The 24753-nt window shown below is 59.1% G+C and carries 26 protein-coding genes; 6 read left to right on the top strand and 20 right to left on the bottom strand.

Going from position 1 to position 24753, the window contains the following annotated elements; genetic code table 11:
• Window positions 1–20: 20 nt before the first annotated feature.
• From ybgC to ruvC, 5 genes are all read right to left on the bottom strand, one after another.
• Window positions 21–404: a tol-pal system-associated acyl-CoA thioesterase gene (ybgC, locus tag ACR0NM_RS00570; RefSeq protein ID WP_170404386.1), complete on the bottom strand. Its 384-nt coding sequence runs from the start codon at window positions 402–404 to the stop codon at window positions 21–23.
• Window positions 401–1024 carry a hypothetical protein gene (locus ACR0NM_RS00565; protein WP_480612743.1) on the bottom strand — a complete coding sequence of 208 codons (624 nt, stop codon included), beginning with the start codon at window positions 1022–1024 and terminating at the stop codon, window positions 401–403. The genes ybgC and ACR0NM_RS00565 overlap by 4 nt, the downstream gene beginning before the upstream one ends.
• 64 nt (window positions 1025–1088) lie before the next feature.
• On the bottom strand, window positions 1089–2108 hold the full coding sequence (ruvB, locus tag ACR0NM_RS00560) for a Holliday junction branch migration DNA helicase RuvB (RefSeq protein ID WP_480612741.1): 1020 nt from the start codon (window positions 2106–2108) through the stop codon (window positions 1089–1091).
• A gap of 16 nt (window positions 2109–2124) precedes the next feature.
• Window positions 2125–2802 (bottom strand): Holliday junction branch migration protein RuvA, encoded by a 678-nt coding sequence (gene ruvA, locus ACR0NM_RS00555; protein WP_170424326.1) that lies wholly within the window; start codon window positions 2800–2802, stop codon window positions 2125–2127.
• Window positions 2799–3296 carry a crossover junction endodeoxyribonuclease RuvC gene (gene ruvC, locus ACR0NM_RS00550; protein WP_170404395.1) on the bottom strand — a complete coding sequence of 166 codons (498 nt, stop codon included), beginning with the start codon at window positions 3294–3296 and terminating at the stop codon, window positions 2799–2801. Before ruvC ends, ruvA begins: the two co-directional genes overlap by 4 nt.
• Before the next feature lie 333 nt (window positions 3297–3629).
• Between ruvC and ACR0NM_RS00545 the strand changes: the two genes are divergently transcribed.
• Entirely contained in the window at window positions 3630–3845 is a 216-nt protein-coding gene (locus ACR0NM_RS00545; protein WP_170397404.1) for a DUF1127 domain-containing protein, read from the top strand.
• A gap of 108 nt (window positions 3846–3953) precedes the next feature.
• Here the strand turns inward: ACR0NM_RS00545 and ACR0NM_RS00540 are convergent, their stop codons facing one another.
• From ACR0NM_RS00540 to ACR0NM_RS00525, 4 genes are all read right to left on the bottom strand, one after another.
• Complete coding sequence (locus ACR0NM_RS00540; RefSeq protein WP_170397406.1) at window positions 3954–4298, bottom strand: hypothetical protein; 345 nt, start codon at window positions 4296–4298, stop codon at window positions 3954–3956.
• 104 nt (window positions 4299–4402) lie between these two features.
• Entirely contained in the window at window positions 4403–5275 is an 873-nt protein-coding gene (locus ACR0NM_RS00535; RefSeq protein ID WP_170397408.1) for a 50S ribosomal protein L11 methyltransferase, read from the bottom strand.
• A gap of 66 nt (window positions 5276–5341) precedes the next feature.
• On the bottom strand, window positions 5342–6574 hold the full coding sequence (locus ACR0NM_RS00530; protein ID WP_480612739.1) for an MFS transporter: 1233 nt from the start codon (window positions 6572–6574) through the stop codon (window positions 5342–5344).
• Window positions 6575–6653: 79 nt separating this feature from the next.
• Window positions 6654–8849, bottom strand: coding sequence for a primosomal protein N' (locus ACR0NM_RS00525; protein ID WP_480612737.1), 2196 nt, complete (start codon window positions 8847–8849; stop codon window positions 6654–6656).
• 88 nt (window positions 8850–8937) lie between these two features.
• Here ACR0NM_RS00525 and fsa point away from each other — a divergent pair, with 88 nt between their 5' ends.
• The 4 genes from fsa (at window position 8938) to ACR0NM_RS00505 (ending at window position 12182) form a co-directional block, all read left to right on the top strand.
• A complete protein-coding gene (fsa, locus tag ACR0NM_RS00520) occupies window positions 8938–9591 on the top strand; it encodes a fructose-6-phosphate aldolase (protein WP_480612735.1) in 654 nt (217 codons plus the stop codon).
• A 198-nt stretch (window positions 9592–9789) separates the two neighbouring features.
• A complete protein-coding gene (locus ACR0NM_RS00515; RefSeq protein WP_170397417.1) occupies window positions 9790–10497 on the top strand; it encodes a DUF484 family protein in 708 nt (235 codons plus the stop codon).
• On the top strand, window positions 10494–11414 hold the full coding sequence (locus tag ACR0NM_RS00510; protein WP_170397419.1) for a tyrosine recombinase XerC: 921 nt from the start codon (window positions 10494–10496) through the stop codon (window positions 11412–11414). Before ACR0NM_RS00515 ends, ACR0NM_RS00510 begins: the two co-directional genes overlap by 4 nt.
• 54 nt (window positions 11415–11468) lie before the next feature.
• Window positions 11469–12182 (top strand): CDP-alcohol phosphatidyltransferase family protein, encoded by a 714-nt coding sequence (locus ACR0NM_RS00505; protein WP_170397421.1) that lies wholly within the window; start codon window positions 11469–11471, stop codon window positions 12180–12182.
• Here the strand turns inward: ACR0NM_RS00505 and ACR0NM_RS00500 are convergent.
• The 11 genes from ACR0NM_RS00500 to ACR0NM_RS00450 all read right to left on the bottom strand — a co-directional run bounded on the left by ACR0NM_RS00500 (window position 12167) and on the right by ACR0NM_RS00450 (window position 23876).
• Window positions 12167–12634, bottom strand: coding sequence for a hypothetical protein (locus ACR0NM_RS00500; RefSeq protein WP_170397423.1), 468 nt, complete (start codon window positions 12632–12634; stop codon window positions 12167–12169). The genes ACR0NM_RS00505 and ACR0NM_RS00500 overlap by 16 nt on opposite strands.
• 76 nt (window positions 12635–12710) lie before the next feature.
• Window positions 12711–13169 carry a methylated-DNA--[protein]-cysteine S-methyltransferase gene (locus ACR0NM_RS00495; RefSeq protein WP_170397424.1) on the bottom strand — a complete coding sequence of 153 codons (459 nt, stop codon included), beginning with the start codon at window positions 13167–13169 and terminating at the stop codon, window positions 12711–12713.
• A gap of 137 nt (window positions 13170–13306) precedes the next feature.
• Window positions 13307–16216, bottom strand: coding sequence for an isoleucine--tRNA ligase (gene ileS / locus ACR0NM_RS00490; RefSeq protein WP_480612733.1), 2910 nt, complete (start codon window positions 16214–16216; stop codon window positions 13307–13309).
• A 164-nt stretch (window positions 16217–16380) separates the two neighbouring features.
• Entirely contained in the window at window positions 16381–19089 is a 2709-nt protein-coding gene (locus tag ACR0NM_RS00485; RefSeq protein ID WP_480612731.1) for a DUF2339 domain-containing protein, read from the bottom strand.
• 101 nt (window positions 19090–19190) lie between these two features.
• Window positions 19191–19682, bottom strand: a complete 492-nt coding sequence (locus tag ACR0NM_RS00480) for a DUF2269 family protein (protein ID WP_480612729.1) — start codon at window positions 19680–19682, stop codon at window positions 19191–19193.
• Window positions 19682–19978 (bottom strand): DoxX-like family protein, encoded by a 297-nt coding sequence (locus ACR0NM_RS00475; RefSeq protein WP_480612727.1) that lies wholly within the window; start codon window positions 19976–19978, stop codon window positions 19682–19684. The genes ACR0NM_RS00480 and ACR0NM_RS00475 overlap by 1 nt, the downstream gene beginning before the upstream one ends.
• Window positions 19975–20175, bottom strand: coding sequence for an NAD-dependent epimerase/dehydratase family protein (locus ACR0NM_RS00470; RefSeq protein WP_170397433.1), 201 nt, complete (start codon window positions 20173–20175; stop codon window positions 19975–19977). The genes ACR0NM_RS00475 and ACR0NM_RS00470 overlap by 4 nt, the downstream gene beginning before the upstream one ends.
• 86 nt (window positions 20176–20261) lie before the next feature.
• Entirely contained in the window at window positions 20262–20972 is a 711-nt protein-coding gene (locus ACR0NM_RS00465; RefSeq protein ID WP_170404431.1) for a VIT1/CCC1 transporter family protein, read from the bottom strand.
• A 54-nt stretch (window positions 20973–21026) separates the two neighbouring features.
• Window positions 21027–22016: a YcjF family protein gene (locus ACR0NM_RS00460; RefSeq protein WP_480612725.1), complete on the bottom strand. Its 990-nt coding sequence runs from the start codon at window positions 22014–22016 to the stop codon at window positions 21027–21029.
• A complete protein-coding gene (locus ACR0NM_RS00455; RefSeq protein ID WP_480612723.1) occupies window positions 22009–22464 on the bottom strand; it encodes an N-acetyltransferase family protein in 456 nt (151 codons plus the stop codon). The genes ACR0NM_RS00460 and ACR0NM_RS00455 overlap by 8 nt, the downstream gene beginning before the upstream one ends.
• Window positions 22461–23876, bottom strand: coding sequence for a YcjX family GTP-binding protein (locus ACR0NM_RS00450; RefSeq protein ID WP_480612721.1), 1416 nt, complete (start codon window positions 23874–23876; stop codon window positions 22461–22463). The genes ACR0NM_RS00455 and ACR0NM_RS00450 overlap by 4 nt, the downstream gene beginning before the upstream one ends.
• Window positions 23877–23983: 107 nt before the next feature.
• Here ACR0NM_RS00450 and truA point away from each other — a divergent pair, with 107 nt between their 5' ends.
• Window positions 23984–24751, top strand: a complete 768-nt coding sequence (gene truA / locus ACR0NM_RS00445) for a tRNA pseudouridine(38-40) synthase TruA (protein ID WP_170612086.1) — start codon at window positions 23984–23986, stop codon at window positions 24749–24751.
• The last annotated feature ends 2 nt before the right edge of the window (window positions 24752–24753 follow it).

Here is a 24753-nt window from a genome sequence, read left to right as displayed (position 1 = left end):
CACCCCGGAGGCTGAAAATGTTACATCAATGCGCGAATCTCTGCCGGAAGACGAACGGGCTTACCCTGCGCATTCATGCAGACAGCCGTTACCTCGGCGCGGAAAATCTCGGTCTCGCCACGCTTGACCAATTGCGACATTGTCAACCGAGCGCCCGATAGCGAGACCATCTCGGTCTCGACCATCAGCTCGTCTTCAAACCTAGCGGCGGCGAGATAATCCGCCTCGATCCGCCGCACGACCCAGACAATGCCTGCGTCCCGCATCGCGTTCTGATCATTACCCAGTTTACGCACCCAGTCCGACCGGGCGCGTTCGATGAATCTCAGATAATTTGCGTGATAGACCACGCCTCCCATGTCGGTGTCTTCGTAATAAACACGGACCGGGTAGTGATGCTTCATTGCGACGGCTCCAATCTGGCGAACAAGCGAAACGCATGAGAGGGGTCCTGCGCGGCACCGGGCAGAACAGGATCGTAGGCGGCGCGGATCAAGGCCGCAATATCAGGCCGCAAGATCGTCGCGTCACCAGCAATCGCCAGAGGTGAGGCGCTGCGAAAAGCTGTGTCGGACCAAAGCAGGATCGTTTGTACAACCTGGCTTAACGCCAGCGTTTCTGCCGGCACTTTCGACAGCTCTTTGTCCATGCGCAAAAACACAAATGCCGCGCGGATAGCGCCGTCATCCTCGAACCGAAATATGCGATACTGATTGGCATCGGCAGCCACCAGCCGGTCAACCAGTGGGGCCAGATCCGGGATCAGGCGATCCAGATCGGGCACGTCCAACAATTCCTGCCACTCACGGAAGAAGAACACCATGCAATTGGCACCCAGTTCGGGATCCGTCTCGGCCATCTTGTGATTTGCCAGAGTGACAACCGCCTCGAACGCACCTTTTACGGTCGACAGCGTTTCATCCTCGACACCAAACACGATGGGCACGATGGGTCTGCCCCAGCGCGCAAACAGAAACTCACCGCTATCGCGTGTGAACAGCGCCTCAATCTCATCGGGTGTCACGCCCTAGTCCTTCTTCACGATTTAGATACGACTGCCTGAGGCTTAAAATCTAATGCGCCCCACTTCAACCAAACAGATCGCTCTGTCCTTTGGGTGCAGCCATCCCCAGATGCGTCCATGCCTTTTGCGCCAGCATCCGTCCGCGCGGAGTGCGCTGGATCAGGCCTTGCTGCAGGAGATAAGGCTCGATCACCTCTTCCAGCGAATCCCGGCTTTCGGACAACGCCGCCGAGAGTGTTTCAATCCCCACTGGCCCGCCCGCATAGTTCTCGGCAATCAGCTTCAAATACCGGCGGTCGGCCCCGTCCAGACCAAGGTTATCGACCCCCAGCCGGGTCAGTGACCCATCCGCCAAGTCGCGCGTAATCCGCCCATCGCCTTCAACAATGGCAAAATCCACTACGCGTCTCAGCAGACGACCGGCGATCCGTGGTGTTCCACGAGACCTGCGCGCGATCTCACGCGCGCCTTCGTCATCCGCAGGTGCGCCCAGTTTGCGGGCATTGCGGGTGACGATCTCGTGCAACTCGTCGACCGTATAGAACTGCAGCCGGGTCGGGATGCCAAACCGATCGCGCAACGGCGTGGTCAGCAACCCCATCCGCGTTGTCGCCCCGACCAGCGTAAATGGCTGCAGCTCGATCCGTACAGTCCGCGCCGCCGGACCTTCACCAATGACAAGATCAAGTTCGAAATCCTCCATCGCGGGGTACAGCACCTCTTCGACCGCCGGGTTCAGACGGTGAATCTCGTCGATGAACAAGACATCCCGCGATTCCAGATTGGTCAGAATCGCCGCCAAATCCCCCGCCTTGGCCAGAACCGGTCCCGAGGTCATGCGGAAATTCACTCCCAACTCGCGCGCCATGATCTGCGCAAGCGTGGTCTTACCCAATCCAGGTGGACCATGGAACAGCGTGTGATCCATCGCCTTACCGCGTTGGCGGGCCGACTGGATGAAGATGCGTAGGTTGGCCCGCGCCTCGGCCTGACCAATGAATTCATCCAGCCCCTGCGGGCGCAGGGCGCGGTCATTGTCCTCGGGCATCGGTTCGGGTCGCAGGGCGGGATCAGCGTCTACCATTCAGTTACCCTTTCACTCAGCCCTTGGGGGCCAGTAGCTTCAGCGCGGCGCGTATCAGATCGGCCTCGCCCGCATCTGGCATATTAGCCGCTGCCTCGGCCACGGCCGATGCCGCCTCGGACGGTCCATAGCCCAGATTGCCCAACGCCGACAGCGCATCCGCAGAAGCAGCGGCAGCGCCCGAGGCCGGTTTCGCCACCCGTTTCGGAACAGGCGCAGGCTCGGTCGTCTCAACCACTTCAAGTGCCGGGCCATCCATCGCTTCGGTCACCGTGCCGCCCATCGCCATCACACCCGGGGCCTTGTCCTTGAGGTCAAGCACGATCCGCTGCGCGGTCTTGGGGCCGACACCCTTTGCGGCCTTCACGGCCCCCCAGTCGCCCAAGGCAATCGCGCGGCTGACACCATCAGGCCCCAGCGCACTAAGAATGGCCAGCGATACCTTCGCACCCACACCCTGAACCGAGCACAGCAGACGGTGCCATTCCTTCTCGACCAAGGACAGAAAACCATAAAGCTGCATCAGGTCTTCGCGCACGACCATATCGGTGTAGATTGACATTGCCTCACCCACCCCCGGCAGGGCCGCCATGGTCCGGTCCGAGCAATAGACGATATAGCCGACCCCCCGCACGTCGATCAGAACGTGATCCGCCGCGCGGTAATCCAGCCGTCCAGTGAGCTTGCCGATCATGCGCGTACCTCTTTCATCCGTGCCTGCGGTGCGGCGCCATAGTAGGAATGGCAGATGGCAATCGCCAATGCATCCGCAGCATCCGCCCCTTTGGGGGAACAACCGGGCAGTTGGAGTTTGACCATATGCAGAACCTGCTCTTTTTCGGCGTGGCCGACGCCCACCACAGTTTTCTTGACGCGGTTGGGGGCGTACTCGCCAACCGGCAAACCCGCCTGCGCAAGCGTCAGAAGCGCAACACCACGCGCCTGACCCAGTTTCAGTGTACCGGCCCCATCTTTGTTGACGAAGGTCTGTTCAATTGCCGCCTGATCTGGATTGTGCTCGGCGATGACTTCGACGATTTGATTGTGTAGCGACAGCAGCCTTTCCCCCAGATCATCACCATCGGATTTGCACAATCCATTCGCAACGTGGCTCAGGCGGCTGCCATGCGATTCGATGACGCCCCATCCCAAGGTTCTAAGCCCTGGATCAATGCCCAGAATTCGCATGTTTTGTCTCGGCCTGCTCGGGTTTGTGTGATCTTTTTTCATCGACTAGCACGAAGCGTGAACATTTTCCAAGGAAATCAACTCGAGGTCCAAAACCGACATTCATGTCGCCTCCGGTTCCTCGCGGCCTGTTTGCGACCGGGTTAGGTTCGTTTTCGACGCTTATCCGATCGAACTTTAACCAATGATTTAAGGGGTTTTCATCAATTTCGAGCGTTGCAAAAAATGCATAGGACACATGCAATTTCTGCGCTTGCGCACGGCGAAACTCATCACTAGATGCCGCTCAGATCGCAAGATCAGAGTTTAACACAAACCAGAAGGAAACAGGATATGGCTGCACTGGATACCACCCGCACCACCACTGGCTCATTCGGCCTCGTCGGCCGTATCGGCGCACTTTTTGCATCGGTTGTAAACGCCGTTGTTGAATGGAATGACGCCCGCGCAACCCGTAACGCGCTGAACGGTCTTTCTGACCGCGAACTGGACGATATCGGACTATGCCGCGGCGACATCGACGTTGTCGCCGAAGGCCGCCGTTACTGAGATAACGGACTACCGCATACGCCCCTTCCTCCTCCCTGTGGGGCAAACAGAAACACCGCACGCCGTGAGGCATGCGGTGTTTTTGTTAGGAGGGTGCAAGATATCCGGTTAGAACCAAACCTTGTTCAGTTGGCTCGAGAAAAACGCGGTCACCGGATCGGCCTGCATGATCCAGGCGCCAGCTTTCTCAACCGGCGTGCCCTGATTCAGGCTTTCAACACGCGTTTCGTACGCAGTCGGGCCAAGATGAGACAGTAAAAAGGCCTTGAAGGCAAAGAAGCCAACCAAACACAGTAACAAAACCCTCGCTGGAACTGCTGAACGCATACGCTGTGGTTTCATCACCACCAGCCCGTCTGAGCGCAACGTGGCACGATAGCCGCGGCTGAGTTTCTGGTGCTTTTTGTTCAAACGCGAGATGCGTTGATCGAATTCGAGTTGTTTTCCTGTCATGGCAGCCTCCGAAAACCGCCCCCCGAGTGCATTGAAAGACGGTAATTAGAGAATGCGACAAAAACGTGGCAAAAATCCACAAAACTCCCGTAAATGGCCTAAATTCAGCCCTGTTTGCTTAAGATTAGCGTCGTCCACTCACCAATCCGATCCTGGCGAACCAGATTGAAGCCGTTTTGGAGATAAACCGAGATCACGTCATCGGACTGTTCATTGAGGATTCCCGATAGAATCGCTTGTCCACCCCCCCGCAGGTTCGCCGAAATTTCAGGCGAAAGGGCCACGAGCGGACCTTTTAGGATATTGGCGAATATCAGATCGTAAGGCGCATGCGCCTTCAGATCCGGGTGATCGAAACCTGCAGCTTCAACACATTTAACCGCACCCGCCATACCGTTCGCCCGAAGGTTGGCCTCGGCCACGTCGACGGCAACCTCATCAATGTCGCTGGCGATGATATCGCCATCCCAAACCCGAGCTGCGGCCATCGCCAGCACGGCAGTACCGCAGCCGATATCGGCAACTTTGGTGGCCGTGAACCCATGATCCAGAAGATGGTCCAAAGCCTTGAGGCAGCCAAGCGTTGTCCCATGGTGCCCTGTGCCAAATGCCATCGCAGCTTCGATCAGCAGCGGAATGCGGCCTTCGGGCAGTTTGTCGGCATCATGGCTTCCATAGACAAAAAACCGGCCGGCCTCGACCGGGGCTAGTTCGCGGCGGACATGGGCGACCCAATCCGTTTCGGGCAGTTCCGAGACCACAAAGGGCTTGGCCTCGAACGCGGCGGCCAGAACCGCCAGCGCGGTTTCATCCGGGGTTTCGGTAAAATAGCCGCCGACCTCCCACAGGCCCGAGCCATCTTCGACCTCGAACACGCCGACGCCGGTTGGTTCCGGGTCCAGCCGTTCCATCGCCTCGCCCAATCCTTCGGCGGCTTTCTTGCCGGTCAAAGTGGTCAGAGCAGTGAATGTTGGCATGGGGGCCTCCTGTTTCGATCGAAACAGCGCCTATGGGCACCGACCGCCAAGGTCAAGCGGAGTCGCTTATTCGGCGAGCGCGGGGGCGTATTTCGACAGGATGGTTTCGTTGCCCGGTTCCGGATGACGCGGGATCAGTAATGACAGCAGAAGCGAGATGATCGCCATTGCAGCGGCCAAACCAAACACAGCGCCGGGCGAAACCACCCATAGCAGACCTAAAAGTGCTGGCAAGAAAACAGCGGCGATATGATTGATGGTAAATGCCACCGCCGCAGTGGGTGCAATATCCGCCGGGTCGGCGATCTTCTGGAAATAGGTTTTCAAAGCCAACGCCAGAGCAAACAGCACATGGTCGATCACATAGAGAATCGCCGCCAGCAGCACGCCCCAGCTAAACCAGTAGATGCCGCCATAGGCTGCGAAAACGATCGCGAGCCCGGCATATTCAAAGATCAGCGTGCGGCGTTCGCCAAACCGCGCGACTGCCTTGCCCAGCAGCGGAGCCGCCATCATGTTGATCATCAGATTGATCAGGTACAGGCTGGTCAGTTCGTGTACTTCAAAGCCGAATTTCTCGACCATCATGAAACCGGCGAACACGACAAAAATCTGCCGCCGCGCGCCCGCCATGAACTGTAATGCATAATACAGCCAGTAGCGGCGGCGTAGGATCAGCTTCTTGGTCTGCGGCGTCGGTGCGTCGAATTGCGGGTAAGCAATCAAGCAAAACAATGCCAGCAAAGTTGTCACGCCGCCTGCCGCCATGAACACGAAGTTATAGGACAGGTCGAAGCGGTCCCATGTCAGAACGATCAACCCATAGACTACAGCCGTCGCAGCCGAGCCCATAGCCACCAGCCAGCCAAGCACCTGCGGCGCACGGACTTTAGGCAGCCATTGCAGCTGCAGTGACTGGTTCACCGTCTCATAGTAGTGAAACCCGATCGAGCTGAACAGCGTCACAAACAGCAACCCGCCAAGGCTGGGAAACCAGGCCGTCACCGCCGTCGCCACGCCCAACATCATCAATGAGATCATGGCCAGTACCTGCTCGCGGATGAAAATGATCACCGCAATCACGCCAACGGCCAGAAAGCCCGGAATCTCGCGTACCGTGTGCAAAAGCCCGATATCCGCCCCGTCGAAGTTCGCCGCCTCGATGACGAAATTGTTCAGCAATGCACTCCACGCGTTAAACGCGATCGGCATGGTCAACGCCATCACGAACAAGAGCGTCATAGGGCGGCGCCAGAGCGGAAGACTCTGCGCCTCAGACAAGGGCATGGGTTTCAGCATGAGGATGCTCTACGCCCATTTGTACTTTTTGGCGAGGGGAAAGCGGCCGGCGCACAGCGGCTCTGCACTGATGCAGGGGTCAGTAGAAGCTTTGCGGATCGATATCCACGGTCAGGCGGATATCGCCTTTCAACTTCAACGGGGCGATCCAGCGGGCGATGGCGTCCTGAATAGGCGCACCTTTCGGGGCTTTGACCAACAGCCGGACGCGGTGACGCCCGCGTATGCGCGCGATCGGGGCTGGAGCCGGGCCAAATACCTGAGCACCAACATCGCGCAACGGCGCATCGTTGCGCGCCATGGCGTTGCCGATGTCGAAGACCGGCCCGACCTCGGGGCCAGACAGGACAATCCCGGCCATTCGACCATAAGGCGGCACCCCGGCGGCCTGACGCCCGGCGGCTTCAGCCTTCCAGAACCCTTCTTCATCGCCCGATAGAATCGCCCGGATCACCGGATGTTCCGGCTGGAATGTCTGCAACAACGCCTGCCCCGGTTTTTCCGCACGACCTGCCCGGCCCGACACCTGCCGCATCAATTGAAAAGTTCGTTCCGCCGCGCGCAGGTCAGCCCCATGCAGGCTGAGGTCCGCATCAATCACCCCAACCAGTGTCAGCTTTGGAAAATTATGTCCTTTGGCCACCAGCTGCGTCCCGATAACGATATCCGCATCGCCTTCGGCAATCTCTTCGATCTTGGCCTTCAGGGCACGAGCCGAACCAAACAGATCAGAGCTGAGCATAGCGATCTTGGCTTCGGGGAACGCCGCCTCGGCTTCTTCTGCCAGCCGTTCAATCCCGGGTCCGACCGGTGCCAGTTTACCCTCGACCCCGCAGGATGGGCAGGCCTCTGGCATTGGCTTGGTCTCACCACATTGATGGCACATCAGACGCTTGAGGAACCGGTGTTCAACCATTCGCGCGTCGCAATGATCGCAGGCAATCTGCTCCCCGCACGCCCGGCATAGTGTCACGGGCGCATAGCCACGGCGGTTGATGAACAGCAGTGACTGCTCTTCGCGTTCGATACGCTGTTGCACCGCCTGCCGCAGCGAGGGGGAAATCCAAGTCCCGGCCTGCATCTGCTCGGCGCGCATGTCGATCGGCTTCATTTCGGGCAGGACTGCTGCACCAAAACGCGAGGTCAGGTCCAGCCGTTCGTATTTACCCGCCTCGGCATTGGCCCAGCTTTCCAGTGAAGGCGTCGCGCTGGCCAGAATCACCCGCGCTCCGCAGATGGCCGAACGCAGAACGGCCATATCCCGCGCACTATAATGCACCCCATCTTCTTGTTTGTACGAGGTGTCGTGTTCTTCATCGACAACTACGAGACCAAGATCGCGAAATGGAAGAAACAGTGCTGACCGGGCACCAACGACCAGTTGCGCATCACCCTGACCGACCATCCGCCAAACCCGGCGACGTTCAGTCATGGTCGCGCCCGAATGCCATTCCGCCGGACGCGCACCAAATCGCGCCTCGACACGGGTCAGAAATTCAGCCGTCAGCGCGATCTCGGGCAGCAAGACCAGTGCTTGCCGCCCCACGCGCAGGGCCTGGGCGACCGCCTCAAGATAAACTTCGGTCTTGCCCGAACCCGTCACTCCCTTCAGAAGAGTCGTTCCATAATCTCCCGTCCGTTGCCCGGTCTGAAGCCGCATCACGGCCTCCGCCTGATCCTCGGTCAGGTCCTTTCCCGGCAATTCAGGATCAAGATGAGGATAGGGAAGATCACGCGGGCTGTCCTCTTCACGCACAGCGTTCTGTTTGACCAACCCCTTAATGACCGAAGATGTGACCCCCGCTTGCTCGGCCAGTTCCTTCAGCGTAAAGGCCAAGCCGCCATAGTCTCGCAAAACTTCAAGTACCCGCATTCGTGCGTCGGTCATTCGGTCCGGTTGACCACCGCCCAAACGATAAACCTTGCGCATTGAGGGCGGATCGCCCAACCCCGGCGCGCGCGTTGCTAGCCGCAGCATCGCAGGCATCGGCGTCAGGGTGTAGTCAGCCACTTTCCCCAGAAACACCCGCATTTCTTCACGCATCGGCGCGACCTCAAGCACCCGGTTCACCGACCGCGCCTTGGCCAGATCAAAACCACCCTGCCCCGGCCCCCAAACCACACCCAAGACTTTGCGCGGGCCCAAGGGCACCTCGACAAACGCCCCAAGAAAGCACCCGCCCTCGGGCGCTTTGTAATCCAACGTCCGGTCCAGCGGCTGCGTGGTCAGCACCGCAACCAGCTCTCCTTCGTCGAAAAATCCGTTAGCGCTCACGGCATATCCTTCGCAGGGGGTTCCAGCATGGGTCTCTTTGAGGTAAAGCCATCCGCGACCAAGGCCAACCCATCAAAGGACTGCCCTCATGAAATTCTTCGTAGACACCGCCGAAATCGACGCCATCGCCGAACTGAACGATCTGGGCATGGTGGACGGCGTAACCACTAACCCCTCGCTGATCCTGAAATCGGGCCGCGACATTCTGGAAGTCACCAAAGAGATCTGTGATCTGGTCGACGGCCCCGTCTCGGCCGAAGTTGTCGCCACCGAGGCCGACGACATGATCGCCGAAGGCCGTAAGCTGGCCAAGATCGCGCCCAACATCGCAGTCAAAGTGCCGCTGACATGGGCCGGTTTGAAAACCTGTAAAACACTGACCGACGAAGGCCAGATGGTCAACGTGACCCTGTGCTTCTCGACCAATCAGGCCATTCTGGCCGCCAAGGCGGGCGCGACCTTCATCTCGCCGTTCATCGGACGTCTGGATGATATCAACCTCGATGGCATGGACCTGATCGCAGATATTCGCCAAGTTTATGACAATTACGGGATCGAGACCGAAATCCTCGCCGCCTCGATCCGCACCGTAAACCACGTGACCGACAGTGCCCGCATCGGGGCTGACGTGATTACAGCACCTCCGGGCGTGATCAAAAAACTGGCCGACCACCCGCTGACCGACAAAGGCCTTGAAACTTTCCTGGCCGACTGGGCCAAGACAGGTCAGAAAATCCTCTGATCCCAAGCATTGCCGCGCGGTGCCATCAGGCACCGCGCCCGGCCCAACGGCAAAAGCTGATCATTGATCAGCGCCGGGCAGGCGGGAGCGCCCGCCACAGCAGCGACGAAATTCGCCTTTCGCGTGCATTTTTCCCAAGGCAAATCCAGCGACCCATGTTATAAGCCCGCCAAACAAAAAAAAACGACCGGACGGGACATGAGCAGCGATCCTAAACTCAAGGACAATCTCCGCGCCGCAATTCTGGCTGAGCCTGACGCCGTGCTGGATGACAAAGACCTGATGCAGGCCTTGGTGGCTGCAAATGAGCAGGCGCGTGGTGACAACGTTATCGACCTGCGCGGTATCGCCATGCAGCGGCTTGAGGCGCGTCTTGACCGCCTTGAGGACACTCATCGCTCGGTGATCGCTGCCGCGTATGAGAACTTGGCGGGCACAAATCAGGTGCATCGCGCCATTCTTCGCCTGTTGGAGCCAACCGTGTTCGAGGATTTCCTGCGCGCGCTAGGCAATGACGTGGCCGAAATCCTGCGTGTCGATCACATCACTCTGGTCCTCGAAACAACCGTCGTACGCGATGATCCGGTAGTGAACCAGCTCGGCGGCGTGCTGACTGTGGCTGAGCCCGGCTTTATCGATAGCTATCTGACCGCTGACCGCAACGGTCAGCCGCGCGAGGTTACCTTGCGCGAAATCCGCCATCCCAATCCGCAAGTTTACGGTAAACAAGCCGATCAGCTACGATCCGAGGCCTGCCTGAAACTCGATCTTGGCACTGGCCGCCTACCCGGCATGATTGTCATGGGCGCGCGCGATCCGAGGCATTTCTCACCTCAGCTTGGCACTGATCTTCTTGCCTTCTTTGCCGGCGTGTTCGAACGCTCTATGCGCCACTGGCTGTCGTGAGCCTGATTTCCCCAGCCTGCCGCGATGCTCTGCAGCATTGGCTGGACAGTCTGGGGGCGCTGGCGGGGCGGTCTGAAAATACGCTCAACGCCTATCGCGGCGACGTGACAGAATTCCTGTCCTTCATGACCTTGCATCACAGCGAGCGCCAAGGGCTGGCCGCGCTGGAACGCATCAGCGTTTCTGACATGCGGGCCTGGATGGCAGAGCAGCGAAATTCTGATGTCGGCGCGCGATCTCTGGCGCGCAAGCTTTCTGCCGTCAAAACCTTCTATCGCTGGTTGGCCGAACGCGAAGGGTTCGAACCTACTGCGGTGCTGTCCACCCGAGCGCCTAAATTTACCAAGAAACTGCCCCGACCCCTGGCCGAAGATGCCGCGCGCGCAATGATCGACACGGTCGAGCTACAATCCTCATCGGACTGGGTCGCTGCACGGGATGTTGCGGTTGTGACGCTCCTCTACGGGTGCGGGTTGCGGATTTCCGAGGCGTTGTCTTTGACCGGTGTGGACGCTCCTCTGCCAGAAACGCTGCGCATATCGGGTAAGGGCGATAAGGAAAGAATCGTACCGGTCTTGCCTGCCGCTCGGGCTTCGGTGGATCGCTATCTTCACCTCTGCCCACATCCGCAATCCCCCGATAAGGCGTTGTTCCGAGGTGTCAGGGGCGGCCCGCTCAACCCCGGAATCATTCAGGCTGTGGTCGCCAAGGCACGGATGCAACTTGGCCTTCCCGCAACAGCCACCCCGCACGCGATGCGCCACAGCTTTGCCACCCATCTGCTGTCTGCGGGTGGCGACCTGCGCGCGATCCAAGAGCTTTTGGGTCACGCCTCGCTTTCGACCACGCAGACCTATACCGCAGTCGATACGGCCCGGTTGATGGAAGTCTATAACCGCACGCACCCAAAAGCCTGAAGCAAAGACCCTTTTTGCTTTGCATCTGCGCCTTGCTTCCGTCATGACACCACCATGACACTCAGATTCAAAGCGCTTTCCGTTCATCTCTTCACCGCTACAGGTGCCGTTTTCGCAATGCTCGCCATGTTGGCAGCAGTCGAAGAGAAATGGAGCCTGATGTATCTCTGGCTCGTTGTCTCGTTCATCGTCGATGGCATCGATGGCCCGCTGGCGCGGCACTATCACGTTAAGAAGAACGCACCCGAGTTTGACGGAGTCTTGCTGGACCTGATCATCGACTATCTGACCTATGTTTTCATCCCTGCCTTTGCCCTGTTCAAATCGGGTCTGATGGACGGTTGGACCGGCTGGTTCGCAATCATCGTCATCACCTTTGCAAGTGCGATGTACTTTGCGGATACACGTATGAAAACCAAGGATAATTCCTTCTCTGGCTTTCCAGGCTGCTGGAACATGTTCGTCATTGTGATCTTCGCCCTGGAGCCCAACTTCTGGGTCATCCTGCTGCTGGTCACCTTGCTGTCTGTCGCAATGTTCCTGCCGCTGAAATTCATTCACCCAGTCCGGACCGAGCGTTGGCGCACCCTGTCATTGCCTATGGCTTTTGCTTGGACATTCTTTGCAGGCTGGGCCGCCTGGGTCGACTTTCACCCCGAAAGCTGGGCCCATTGGGGGCTGGTGATCACCAGCTTGTATTTGGTCTCGGCCGGTATTGCGCAGCAGATCATTCCGCCGCGCAAGGCCCGGGATTACAAGACTTCCTGAACCTCGAACTCAGTCCCGTTATGGGTGAACACGTCACCCTCTTGCAGGCCAACCATAGCTAGATAGATCGGGCTTTGGGTCGAAATGCCCATGTAGGTTTTGCCGTCCACCTCAAACCGAGTCGTTGAGACACATACGACGAAGCGGCGATTGTTGAACTTGATTACGGCGCCGGGCTGCACCGTATCCGTGAGGCCAAAATCGGTGTTCTCGATCACGTCAATCTTGGCGTGATGCGCATGAACAGGCGCATCAAAGGCGGCCGCCAGATCTGCATTCTCGCGCGAGGCAGCGATGTCGTCCTTGTCATGCCCTTCTCGGTCATCCAACTGCGAGTCCTTAAGGAAGGCATCATAATGTGCCTGTGCGGTTGCCAGTTCCTGTTCTTCCAAAGACATCAGATGATCGATGATGGCTTTCTTGCGTGCGGCGGGGTCTGTCTGGCCGGTCATTCAATTCGGTCCTTCAAATTCACTATTCGATATAGGTTGGGGCCGTGCCGCTCCGATTGCAACAGATAAGTACCGATCAGATCAACAGGCTGGCAGCACCTTCGTGACGCAGCAGAGCCACTTTGGTCTCAACACCGCCGTGGCCTGAAAAACCAACCATCTTCCCATCTGCACCCAGAACCCGGTGACAGGGAATAATGATGGGGATGGGATTTCCCCCGCATCCGCGCCCAACCGCCTGCGCCGAGTAGCCAAGGTCGTTAGCCAACTCGCCATAGGTGCGCGTATCACCAAATGGGATAGCATACATGGCATCGCACACCTGACGCTGAAATTCCGATCCCTTGATCCGGTAGGGCAGTTCGAACTGCTGCAAACGCCCTTCGTCATAGGCACGCAACTGCGCCGCCGCTTCTCGCAGAACCGGGGTGGCTAGACCTTCGTCACGGCCATTCCAGACAAGACGCGTGATGGCGCCGCTGGTCTCTTCGACACCAAGGCAACCAAACTGAGTTTCTACGGCGATCATCGGCATAAGAGAACGGTTGCAGATGTTTCACCACACCTGCAACCCGAATCCTGACTATCCGCCTCTTCATCTGGCCAAAAATACCTCGGAGCGCGAGGCTGAGCCTCGCATCATCGATCTCTCTCTCGCGCTCCGTTCGAATGTCAGCTCAGCGCCTCGTTACAGCGCCCGCATACGCCCGGATGGGCGTGCAGCCCAACATCAGGAAGGATTTTCCAGCAGCGCTGGCATTTGTCACCTTGGGCTTTTTCGAACACTACAGCTACGCCCTCGATTTCTGGCACACGGAACGCCTCAGCCGGGGCCGGATCGCCTGTGACGGCCAGACCAGAAGTGATGCACATGTCATCCACGTCGAAGGTCGCAAGCAGATCGCGGGTTTCCTGATCTTCGACATGCACGATCGGTGCGGCCTCAAGGCTGGATCCGATCACCTTGTCCTGCCGCTGAATTTCCAGCGCTGCGGTCACGGCGCGGCGCACGCGGCGGACTTTGGCCATGCTGGCTTCCAGTTCTTCATGGCGCCAATCAGCGGGCGTTTCAGGGAAATCCATTAAATGGACCGAACTATCATCGGCCGGGAACCGTTCCAGCCAGACCTCTTCCATAGTGAAGACCAGAACTGGGGCCAGCCATGTGGTCAGACGGTGGAATAGGATATCCAGCACAGTCCGCGCGGCACGGCGGCGTAGGCTGTCACCGTCGCAATAAAGCGCGTCTTTACGGACATCGAAATAGAACGATGACAGATCAACCGTGGCGAATGTGAATACGGCGCTGAATACACCCTGGAAGTCAAATGCTGCATAACCTTTGCGCACCTGCTCATCCAGATCGGCCAGTCGGCTTAACACCCAGCGCTCCAGGCGCGGCATATCTTCAGGCGCAACCCGATCCGCTTCGGTGAAGTCCGCCAGCGAGCCCAGCATGAACCGCATGGTATTGCGCAGGCGGCGATAGCTGTCGGCTGTCCCTTTCAGGATCTCCGGTCCGATCCGCTGGTCGGCGGTGTAATCGGTCTGAGCCACCCACAAGCGCAGGATATCGGCGCCGTATTGTTTAACGACCTCTTCCGGCACGATGGTGTTGCCCAGCGATTTGGACATCTTGTTGCCCTTGGAATCCAGCGTAAATCCGTGGGTCACTACGTTGCGGTATGGTGCCCGCCCCTTGGTGCCGCAAGCCTGCAGCATCGACGAATGGAACCACCCGCGGTGCTGGTCGGTGCCTTCCATATAGACGTCAGCGATGCCGTCCGCGGTCCCGTCCTCACGATCACGCAGCACAAAGGCGTGGGTCGAGCCAGAGTCGAACCACACATCCAGCACGTCAAAAACCTGATCGTAGTCGTCGGGGTTCGCGATACCGTCGAGGATCTTCTCCTTGAACCCGTCCGTGTACCAGACGTCTGCGCCATCCTTCTCAAACGCGGCTTTGATGCGGGCATTGAGTTCGTCATTGCGCAGCAGGTAGTCCGCGTCGGTCGGCAATGCCCCCTTCTTGGTGAAGCAGGTCAGCGGCACGCCCCAGGCGCGTTGGCGCGACAGAACCCAGTCCGGGCGTGTTTCGATCATGGAATATAGACGGTTGCGGCCGGTCTGCGGCGTCCATTTCACCAGTTCATCAATCGAGCGCAGGGCCCGTTCACGGATGGAGTCGCCCATCTCACCCATGCCGTCCTCCAGCTTGCGGTCGACAGAGGCAAACCACTGCGGCGTGTTGCGGTAGATGATCGGCGCCTTCGAGCGCCACGAATGCGGATAGCTGTGCTTGATCTTGCCACGCGCCAGCAGCCCGCCAACCTCGGCCAACTTGTCGATGACGGCCTTGTTCGCATCGCCTTCACCGCCCTTGCGGGACAGGATGTATTTACCGCCAAAGAACGGTAGATCGGCGCGGAAGCTGCCATCATCCATCACGTTGTAAGTGATGACCTGTTCCAACATCCCCAGATCACGGTAAAGCTCGAATTCCTCCATCCCGTGCGACGGCGCGCAGTGGACAAAGCCGGTGCCTTCGGTGTCGGTCACAAACTCAGCGGCGCGGAAATCGCGGATGTCGTCCCATTCGCCATTGCCACCTTCGGCCCCGGCCAGCGGGTGTGCCAGTTGGATCTTGGCAAGATCCTCCTGCGTGACATCACACAGGCGGCGGTACATCGTATCGTCCAGACGCGCGCGGGCAAACACATCCGCCGCGCGGTCATCGGCCAGTAGATAGCGTTCACCGATCCGCGCCCAGCACTCCTCGGGGCGGCCGATGACTTCGTAGAGACCGTAGGAGATATCCTCGCCATAGACCACGGCCTTATTCGAGGGCATCGTCCATGGGGTCGTCGTCCAGATCACCACATAAGCGTTGTCCAGCGTCACATCGCCGGTGTTTACAACCTTGAACTTCACCCAGATGGTGAAGCTTTCCTTGTCGTGATACTCGACCTCGGCCTCGGCCAGAGCCGTCTTCTCGATGGGCGACCACATCACGGGTTTCGAGCCTTGATAAAGCGTCCCATTCATCAGGAACTTCATGAACTCATCCGCGATCACGGCCTCGGCGTGATAGTCCATCGTGATGTAGGGATCGGGCCAGTTGCCGGTGATACCCAGACGCTTGAACTCTTCACGTTGGATGTCGATCCAGCCTTCGGCGAACTTGCGGCATTCCTGACGGAAGTCGACGATGTTCACCTCGTCCTTGTTCTTGCCCTTCTTGCGATACTGTTCCTCGATCTTCCATTCGATGGGCAGACCGTGGCAGTCCCAGCCAGGTACATAGCGTGAATCGTAGCCCATCATTTGATGGGACCGAACAATCATGTCCTTGATGGTCTTGTTCAGTGCGTGGCCGATATGCAGATGGCCGTTCGCGTAAGGAGGGCCGTCATGCAGGGTAAAAGGCTTGCGGCCCTCTTTCTCGCGCAGGCGGTCATAGACGCCGATCTTTTCCCAGCGGTCCAGCCATGCTGGCTCGCGCTTGGGCAGGCCTGCACGCATGGGGAATTCGGTTTTCGGCAGGTTCAGCGTGTCTTTGTAGTCAGGTGTTTCGGCGCACATTTGGGGCGTCCTCAGGATGTTCTGGTCGTGTATGGATCGAAGCGGTCAGTGCGATAACTCAAGCACCTTTGCCCGGCGTCTCGCGATATCAGAGCGCCGGGGATATAATTCGAATAATGATGGCCAGCCGGTCAAACATGGCCGCGCTTATAGGACGCCTGCTCTCAATGGTCCAGAGGTTCCGGGTCTTGCGACGAATGGCGCAGCTTGGCCCAGCGATTGAGCCATGCGAGACCCGCCAGTGCGAGACCGAGCGCCAACAGCGAAAACACCCGGATCAGCCCGCCCAATCCGGCAATATCGATCAGAAACACCTTGGCCACCGCGACGCCAATCACGGCCAAACCGGCCTTGCGCATCAAATCGGACCGGCGGGCCAGCGACTGGTAGAACAACCCTGCGCCGACCACCAACAAGGTGATAGTGTATGAATAAAGCTCGGGCTGGGTGACGCCGTTGCCTTCATACATGCCACCCGCCCCCTGCCAGACATGACGGATTGTAAGCCCCAGCCAAAACGCGATCAGGGCACCGGCGACCCCATAACTGATCTGCTTCAGTAGCACGGGCTGCGTCACGACGCGCCAAGCCGAGAAGCCGATGGCCAGCGCAGGCAACAGATAGGCCACCGCCAACGTGTTCAGCACCGGCGGGCCGAGCACGGGATCGGCAAATGGGTCGAGCAACGGGTTAGCCTCAGACAAAGCCTGAACCAGACGCATCATGCCGTGTGCCGCAAAGAACGCCGCGAGCGCGTAACGCGCGTAGTTCAGCTTACCGCCAAGCTCGAACCGCTGTATTTGTGCAAAAGCCAGCAGCAGCCAGATCACTGCAAGCAGCCCCAGCCCCCAGTGGCTGTCTGTAGCGCCGCCTTCTCCGAAGCTTTCCAGCCAGCGCAGCAACAAGAGCGATAGCAGTATTCCCGCCGTTGCCCAGGCTGCGCTTTCAAGCAGCAATGAGGCAATCGGGCGGTCCAAGGACCTTAGCAACGCCCACCCCATGATGAACCCGGCAACCGCCACTGCATAGACCAAGGTCATTTCGATCAAAGGCGCGGTTTCGGCCCAATCTAGCCCCGGGTCGAGCACCAGCCGTACGGTCACCGTGAACACACCCGCCCAAATGAACCAACTCATCGGAGCCAAAACAAATCGCCGGTCCAGCGCCGCGGCCACAACAATCATGGCGACAAGTGCTACGGTCAATGCGGCAGAGCTGAGTACGATGATGCAGGCAAAGCTAAGGCACGATAGCGCAGACAGAGTTGCCAGTGCAGGCCGCATCCGTTTCTCACCATCGGCCCGCGCAAACCGTTCGGCCAAAACCACCATCATCGCGCCTATTGCGATTGCGTGTAAGGCCCACGCATAAGCTCCGATCACGTTTGCAGGCTGCCAACCGACTTCAAGCGCGATCGCCAGCGTCGGAGCATATAGGGCTGCCCCCCCGGCCCAGACCACAGCGTAGCGCCCGGCGTGGAAGGACCGCCACGCAGCGAGCACGCTGATCAAGGCCCCGAGGGCAACCAATAGCGTGACTACCCAAGGATAATCGGCCTCGGCCGTTTCCACGTATGTGTCGGCAAAGCCGCGCCACACGGAGCCACCGTCCAACCCGTGCAGCAGAACAAACCAGATCAGACCCAACGCAGGCAGCACCGTCACATCCTGCAAAGCACGCGCAGCTTTTGTCCAAAGCATCAGCGCCAGTATCAACGCGGTAAACAGAGCAACGCCCAGCCAAAACTCACCGCTTGAATCCGACCAATGCAGCGACAGGATGATGGAACTGGTGAGAACTGCACCAAAGGCAATTCGGGTTGGAAACTCGGGCCATGGAATCCCTTTCCGTCGCCGAATGACTTCAGCAATCATCGGGCCGGTGTGGTCGGGCCAGATACTGCGCACGGGTATCGCCATCGCAATCAGCGCCAGTGCTGTCACACAGATCAGATACCCCGGTTCCGTTGAGGGAGAAGACAGCACCAGCAAAAACGCCGCACCGTATGCACCCACTAGCGTCAGAATGGAAATCCATGCCCAACGCCTGACGGTATCGATACCCAAGCCCAAAATGGCGATGATAAAGAAATAACCATAAAGCCAACTGGGATCGTCCGATGCGCCTCCAACCATAAAGGGCGCGGCAAAGGCTCCGATTAGGCCTACGGCGGCGAGCAGCGGCCCGTGGAACCATCCCAAGACCAACGCAAACAGAGCGATGATAACGAGACCGGCCAGAGCGGCCTCGGGGCCGATCAGATCATAAAGCTGGCGCGCGGCAAGGACGCCACCAAACAAGGTCACCAGACCCGCGCCCGAGAAGACCGATGGTAGATAAGCGGTCGACGCGTCCTCGTCATCGCCGAAGCGGCGGCGGATCACTTCACCTGACCCAATCAGCAGAAGGCCAAAGATCAGGGCTGCGGCGACCCGCGCGGTGGGTGGCAACAGCCCGTTCTCAACCCCGTATTGCACCAGAAATATCCCGGCCAAGGCCAGTGACAGCGCCGAAACCGCATAGAACCAGTTCTCACGCAACCACGCGCCCAGCGCGGCGATCTTTTCCTCACGAAAAACGATGGTGGCAGGAGGATCGGCGGCCTCAACGGCCTGCGGCGCATCCGATGGGCTTTCGTCAGTGGCAGATGAAGTTTTTGCCGCTGCCCAAGGATCAGGCTTGGTTTGCGTCGTCGTCGGCTCCGGCCTTGATGCCTTGGAGGTTTCGGCGCCGCTTTCCGGTATTTGCCTGGCCAATTGCCGCTCAAGCTGATCGACGCGCTTACGCAACCGCGATTGACCAATCAGCAAAGCGATGATCGAAACAGGAATGGCCAGAACAATCAGACCAACGAGGACAAGCAAGGATTCCAACCGAGACCTCCGGGATGCGATGCGCCAAACGTACCGTGCAGACAGGCTGCTTTATAGTCTGGAAATCCGCATGGATACCGCCTGCTGCACAGGTAATCGGCCTAGAAAAGCAGAATGTGAGGGCGTGCCAGCATCAGCCAAGGGATCGCCAGCACTGCGGCAAAGGCCGGAATACCGCAAACGAACCATGTGCGGAACAGTTTGTAGTAACTGCTTGGCAAGGAGGTACCATCCCGATCAGCCTGCGTTGCATAATCCCTCAGACGCACCTGAATCCAAACCACCGGCAGCCAGAACAGGCCGGTCAATACGTAAAGCAGCAGTGACATCGCGATCCGACCCTCCGACAGCGACCAGCCCAGTTGCCAGCCCAGTTGCCAGGCCAGCAACACGCCGGTGATCAGCTGGAAAATGACTGAGGTGGCCGTAATAACTGTGTCGGCCAGCACCAAGATTCCCACCGTATGAGCAATCACCCGTGCATCTGCTGTGCGGTGCGCCATCAGCATGAAAAAGGCGATCCCCGCGCCAGTGCCCAATAGAACGCATGCTCCGATCACGTGAAGCCAGCGCAAGAACAGATCCGGGTCCATCAGCGGCTCTCCAACATGGGTCGCGCGATCAGTGATAGCATCAAAGCCGGTGCTATCTTGACCAACGGTCCCAAAGGGTCGAGCCACAGTTCAGGCACCGTCACCGTGGCGGCGATCAGATAGAAAGCGGCGATTGCAGGCTGCGCGAGGCAAGCGCGCGCGGCCCACGGACGCCACAAGATTGCCAGCCCCTGCGCGATATTGATCATCGACCAAAACACCACGCTCGCGTTGCCAATCCCAACGGGCCAACCATTGCGCGAGAGTATCTCGGCTGCCCGCGATAGCCCCGTCAATCCGCCGCCGACTTGAAATCACGTAGATCCCCCGAGATCAGCGCAATATCCGGAAGGACCCTCTCAGCCGTCTTCTGGCTGCGCACAAGCCCCTTCACACAGGCGCCATCCGCATGCAGCGACCGAACGACCGCAGCACCGATGAAGCCATAAGCGCCCAGCACCAAAACAGTTTTTTCAGGACGATCCGTTGCCACGAGGTGCCTCGCATTGGTTTACAACACCCTAGCGGATCAGATTCTGAGGATCAGCCTGATCACCCCGTCCGCGACAACAGCACCATTCAGGGGTGAAACAACGAGCCAACCCAGAAGGCGATAGCTGCCGCCGCACCCCCGATCAGCAGGGTTTCTCCGCCTGATCGCCACCAGGGGGCAAGCGACCACCGGCTTTTCATCGCGCCAATGGCAAAGAATACGCCCGCAGTCATCCAGGCTGATACCGTGAACGCATTTGCAACGGATAAGAGGAACGGCAATAACGGAATCATCCCCGCGATCAGAAAGGCAAAGAACGTCGCCATCGCGGCTTTGAGGGGATGCGGGTCGACGCTGCCCAGCCCGTATTCGCCCTCGATCATCAGGTCGACCCAATTGTCGTGGTTCGAAGTGATTTCAGCCGTCGCGTCATCCAGAACGCTGCCTGAAAGGCCTTTTTGTGCGAGGATTTCGCGCACCTCCTTTCGCTCGCCATCCGGATACAACTTGATATGCCGTTCCTCGATGGCTCGAATACGGTGGATGTTATCGAGCTCGGCCTTGGTTCCCGAGTAGTTGCCCGCCGCCATCGAGAAACCATCCGCCAGCACGTTGGCCAGCCCAAGTGCCACGATGACAAAAGGCGATAAACCTGCCCCGGCAACCCCGGCAACGATCGCGAATGTCGTGACTGAGCCATCGATGCCGCCATAAACCACATCGCGCAGAACCCCACGACCCGGAGGCGCATTGATCCGTTCGAAAATCTCTTGCTGGCTGTGGCCGTGTTCGGTCATGGCTGGCTCCGTCCTGTTTATGCAGGACAGGTTCAGGCATGGCCTTGCGCCAGATCAAGTCCTAGAGAACAACCCGCTGAGCGCGCGTTTGATCATGCCACGGGTCGAGGGCTGGTGGCGTTTCGCGAAAGGCAAAGGTCGACAGACCTCCATCGCAGCGACACCCACGCGGGCGGTGAGCGCGCCGTTGACCAGCCCCTCACCGAACCGGCGCGACAATTTGCTGAGGACTGAGCCGCCCAAAATCGGCTCCAGAAGATCATCCCCCACTGCCACCGCGCCAGTTGCAATCAGATGCACGAATACGGCGCGGGTTAGGCGCCAACTGCCCAAGAAACCTGCGCGACCGCCATAGATTTCGGCAATACGTCGGATCATTCGCAATGAGCTTGCCAGCGCGGTCGCGACATCGGCCAGCGCGAGCGGAACCAAAGCGGTAACGGTGGCAACCTGCCGGGCTGCGGCCTCGACCTCGCGGCTGGCAGCAGCGTCCAGCGGGGCCAGCAATTCGTCTTCGGCCAAGCTCAGCAGGGTTGCCGCATCGAATTGCTCTCCCATGCGTTCGGTCAAACGGTCGCGACCCCAGCGTGTTTCATCGCGTCCCTTATAGAACGCAATCAGCCGTGTGGTTACAGCGCGGGCTTGCGACAAGTCCTCGTCTGTTAAAGCTGTGTCCGCCGCGCGCCGCAGCCCGTCGACGCGAGACAGACGGCTGATTGCGGCCAACTCGCGCAGTGCAATGATCAGGACGACCAGCAACAGCGCAGCGATCAGACCGGTGACGATCCAACCCAGAATTGGTGCGCGTTCCAGCAGAGAGATGGCAAAATCCCATGCGGCGACCGAGACCACCGCCCCCACAACCGCTAGTGCCAGCCCCCAGAACCAACGCGCTAAAACCGAAGGTTTCCGCGCTGCAAACCGTACCGCTGCCTGCATCGCCTGCCCCTGCGGAGGCGCGATGTCCGGAACAGGAGGCGCGGTCGAGACATCAACTGCCGAGGCATCGTCTTCCAGATCAATCAAAACGGGGCCTTTAGCCATCGACCAACTCCTCGCGCGTCCAAACATATCTGATGTCGGGCAGGTTTTCGTCGTTCTCGGACCCATCGCCGCGTGCGACCTCGACAAAGCCGTTACGCTCATAGAACCGGCATGCGGAAGGATTGGCCTGAAACGCATACAAGTTGAGCGTGGGACGCTGCGCTTTGGCACGATCCAGCAATCGCTGCCCGATCCCCTGCCCGCGCGCCGAGGTCGCCAGATAGAGCGACTGCACTTCGTCCCAATTCAACGCCAGAAATCCGGCCACCTGCCCCTGCTTTTCGGCCACCGTGACCCAGCCGAGATCAATCATCCTGCCGCAAAACGCAATGGTCTCGGCCTCAGAATGCAGTTCTGGCATCCAGTCGTTTTCGCGGGCGAACCCGTGCAGAATAGCGCCTGTGGTTCCGGCATCGGTACTGCGAGCGGGGCGAAGGATCACGTTCACAGCCGGTCTCCGATCAGAAACTGCGCAGCCCGGTCCAGCCGAATATGTGGCGGACCGTCACCGGGATTCAGGGTCAAATGTGCGGGTGCAAAGGCCATATTGCCATAGTCCTCGCCCAGCCATCGCTCGGCCCCATTGCGCGCGGGGCCCAGCAGATGGGCAGGGTCCTCTGGCAAATCACCGGGGTAAAAGGCCGCCTGCTTACCGCTATCTAGCAGAGTGCCGCGCACGCATGGCAGTTCTACTCCGTTATGGCTGCGCATCTCTTCCGTCGTTGTCCGAAGTGAAGCCAACGATAAGGCCGCAGTTTCAGCCCCGGCAAAGCTGGCGCGGTCGCGGGCCTCACGGGTCAGGGCCTCAATGATCGCGGTCAGGCGCGGGTGCTGCAGATGGTGCAGATGGTCCGCTTTGGTGGCCGCGAACAGGATACGCTCGACCCGCTTGCCAAGCAGCAGCCTGTTGAGCCATGCGTTGCGACCGGGGTGGAAGGCCGACAGGATATCGGCCATCGCGCGGCGCATATCCTCGACCGCTTGCGGGCCTTTATGGATTGCCCCCAACGCATCTACCAGAACGATCTGCCGGTCGATCCGGGCAAAGTGGTCGCGAAAGAAAGGTTTGACCACACGCGATTTATACGCCTTGTACCGCCGCTCCATCTCGCGGTGTAGTGAACGCCGAATTGACGCCCCCGACACCGGGAGCGGCGCGAATGTCAGCACAGGAGACCCGGCCAGATCGCCCGGCAGAAGAAACCGTCCGGGAGTGCAGTCATAGAAACCGGCATCACGCGCGGCATTCAGGTAATCGGTGAAGCTGCGGGCGAGGTCCTGCGCCTGCGGCTCATCATGTGGCGCGGTTGGGTCGGTCGCCTGAACCTTTGCCAGAAATGCCCCTGCTTGTGGGCGACTGGATATGTGTTCGAGCGTGTCCCGCGACCAATCTTCATAGGATTTGTCCAGTAGGGCCAGATCCAGCAGCCACTCACCCGGATAGTCCACAATGTCCAGATGCAATGTTCGAGGGCCCTGCAATCCCGAAAGCAGACCTGCGGGCTTGACTTTGAAGGACAGGCGTAACTCGGAAACAGCACGCGTGCTGTCCGGCCAGTGCGGCGCTGGTCCGGTCAGCGCGGACAGATGGGATTCGAAATCGAACCGGGGCACGGTGTCGTCGGGTTGCGGCTGCAGATAGCTGGCGGTGACACGCCCCTCTTGCTGCGCCACAAGACCGGTCATGCGGCCCCGATCCAGCAGGTTGGCGACCAGTGATGTGATGAACACTGTCTTACCAGACCGCGCCAATCCCGTGACGCCCAGCCGGATGACCGGTTCGAAGAATGTCTCAGACACACGGTCACCCACGGATTCGACGCCGCGCACCAGACTGTCTGCCAATGATGAGATGACCAAGCTGTCGCCCCGCAATTATCGTTTTGCCCAAGATAGGTAGCGGTTGCGGCACTTGCCAGAGCTTTCGCCCCCTTGCCCGTCCGACCAAGGCGCGATACCAGCGCCCCATGCCCAGATACGCGCTGCAAGTCGAATACCAAGGGGAACCGTTTGCCGGATGGCAGCGGCAAAAGGAGCTGCCTTCGGTTCAGGGCGCGATCGAACTAGCGCTTTCGCGGATCGAACCCGGAGACCACACAATCGCCGCCGCCGGTCGTACCGACGCGGGGGTTCACGCGCTAGGACAAGTGGCGCATTGCGATCTGGTCAAAGAATGGGACCCATTTCGCCTGTCTGAGGCGTTGAATTATCATCTCAAACCGCAGCCTGTCGCGATCGTGCAAGCTGCACGAGTGGATGATGATTGGCACGCGCGGTTTTCGGCGCTTGAGCGGCAATATCTGTTCCGTATCCTGATGCGTCGCGCACCTGCAACCCACGACAAGGGGCAGGTCTGGCAGATCAATCATTCTCTGGACGTTGCAGCGATGCAGGCCGGGGCGGATATGCTGATCGGGCGACATGACTTCACCACCTTCCGGTCCTCGATCTGTCAGGCCGCCAGCCCGGTCAAAACACTGGATGAGTTGCGGGTGGAACAGGTTCAGGGCTTATCGGGGGCCGAAATCCACTTCCATGTTCGCGCCCGATCGTTTCTGCACAATCAGGTACGTAGCTTCGTTGGCACGTTGGAGCGCGTGGGGGCCGGAGCTTGGACGCCCGAGGACGTTCGCGATGCGCTTGAGGCGGTTGACCGTGCGGCCTGTGGACCGGTTTGCCCGCCGCAAGGATTGTATCTGGCACGGGTAGGATATCCCGAACCGGTGTTTGGCTAAGT

The organism is Ruegeria sp. AF2, assembly GCF_056542025.1.
This window is presented reverse-complemented; position numbering and strand designations above follow the sequence as displayed.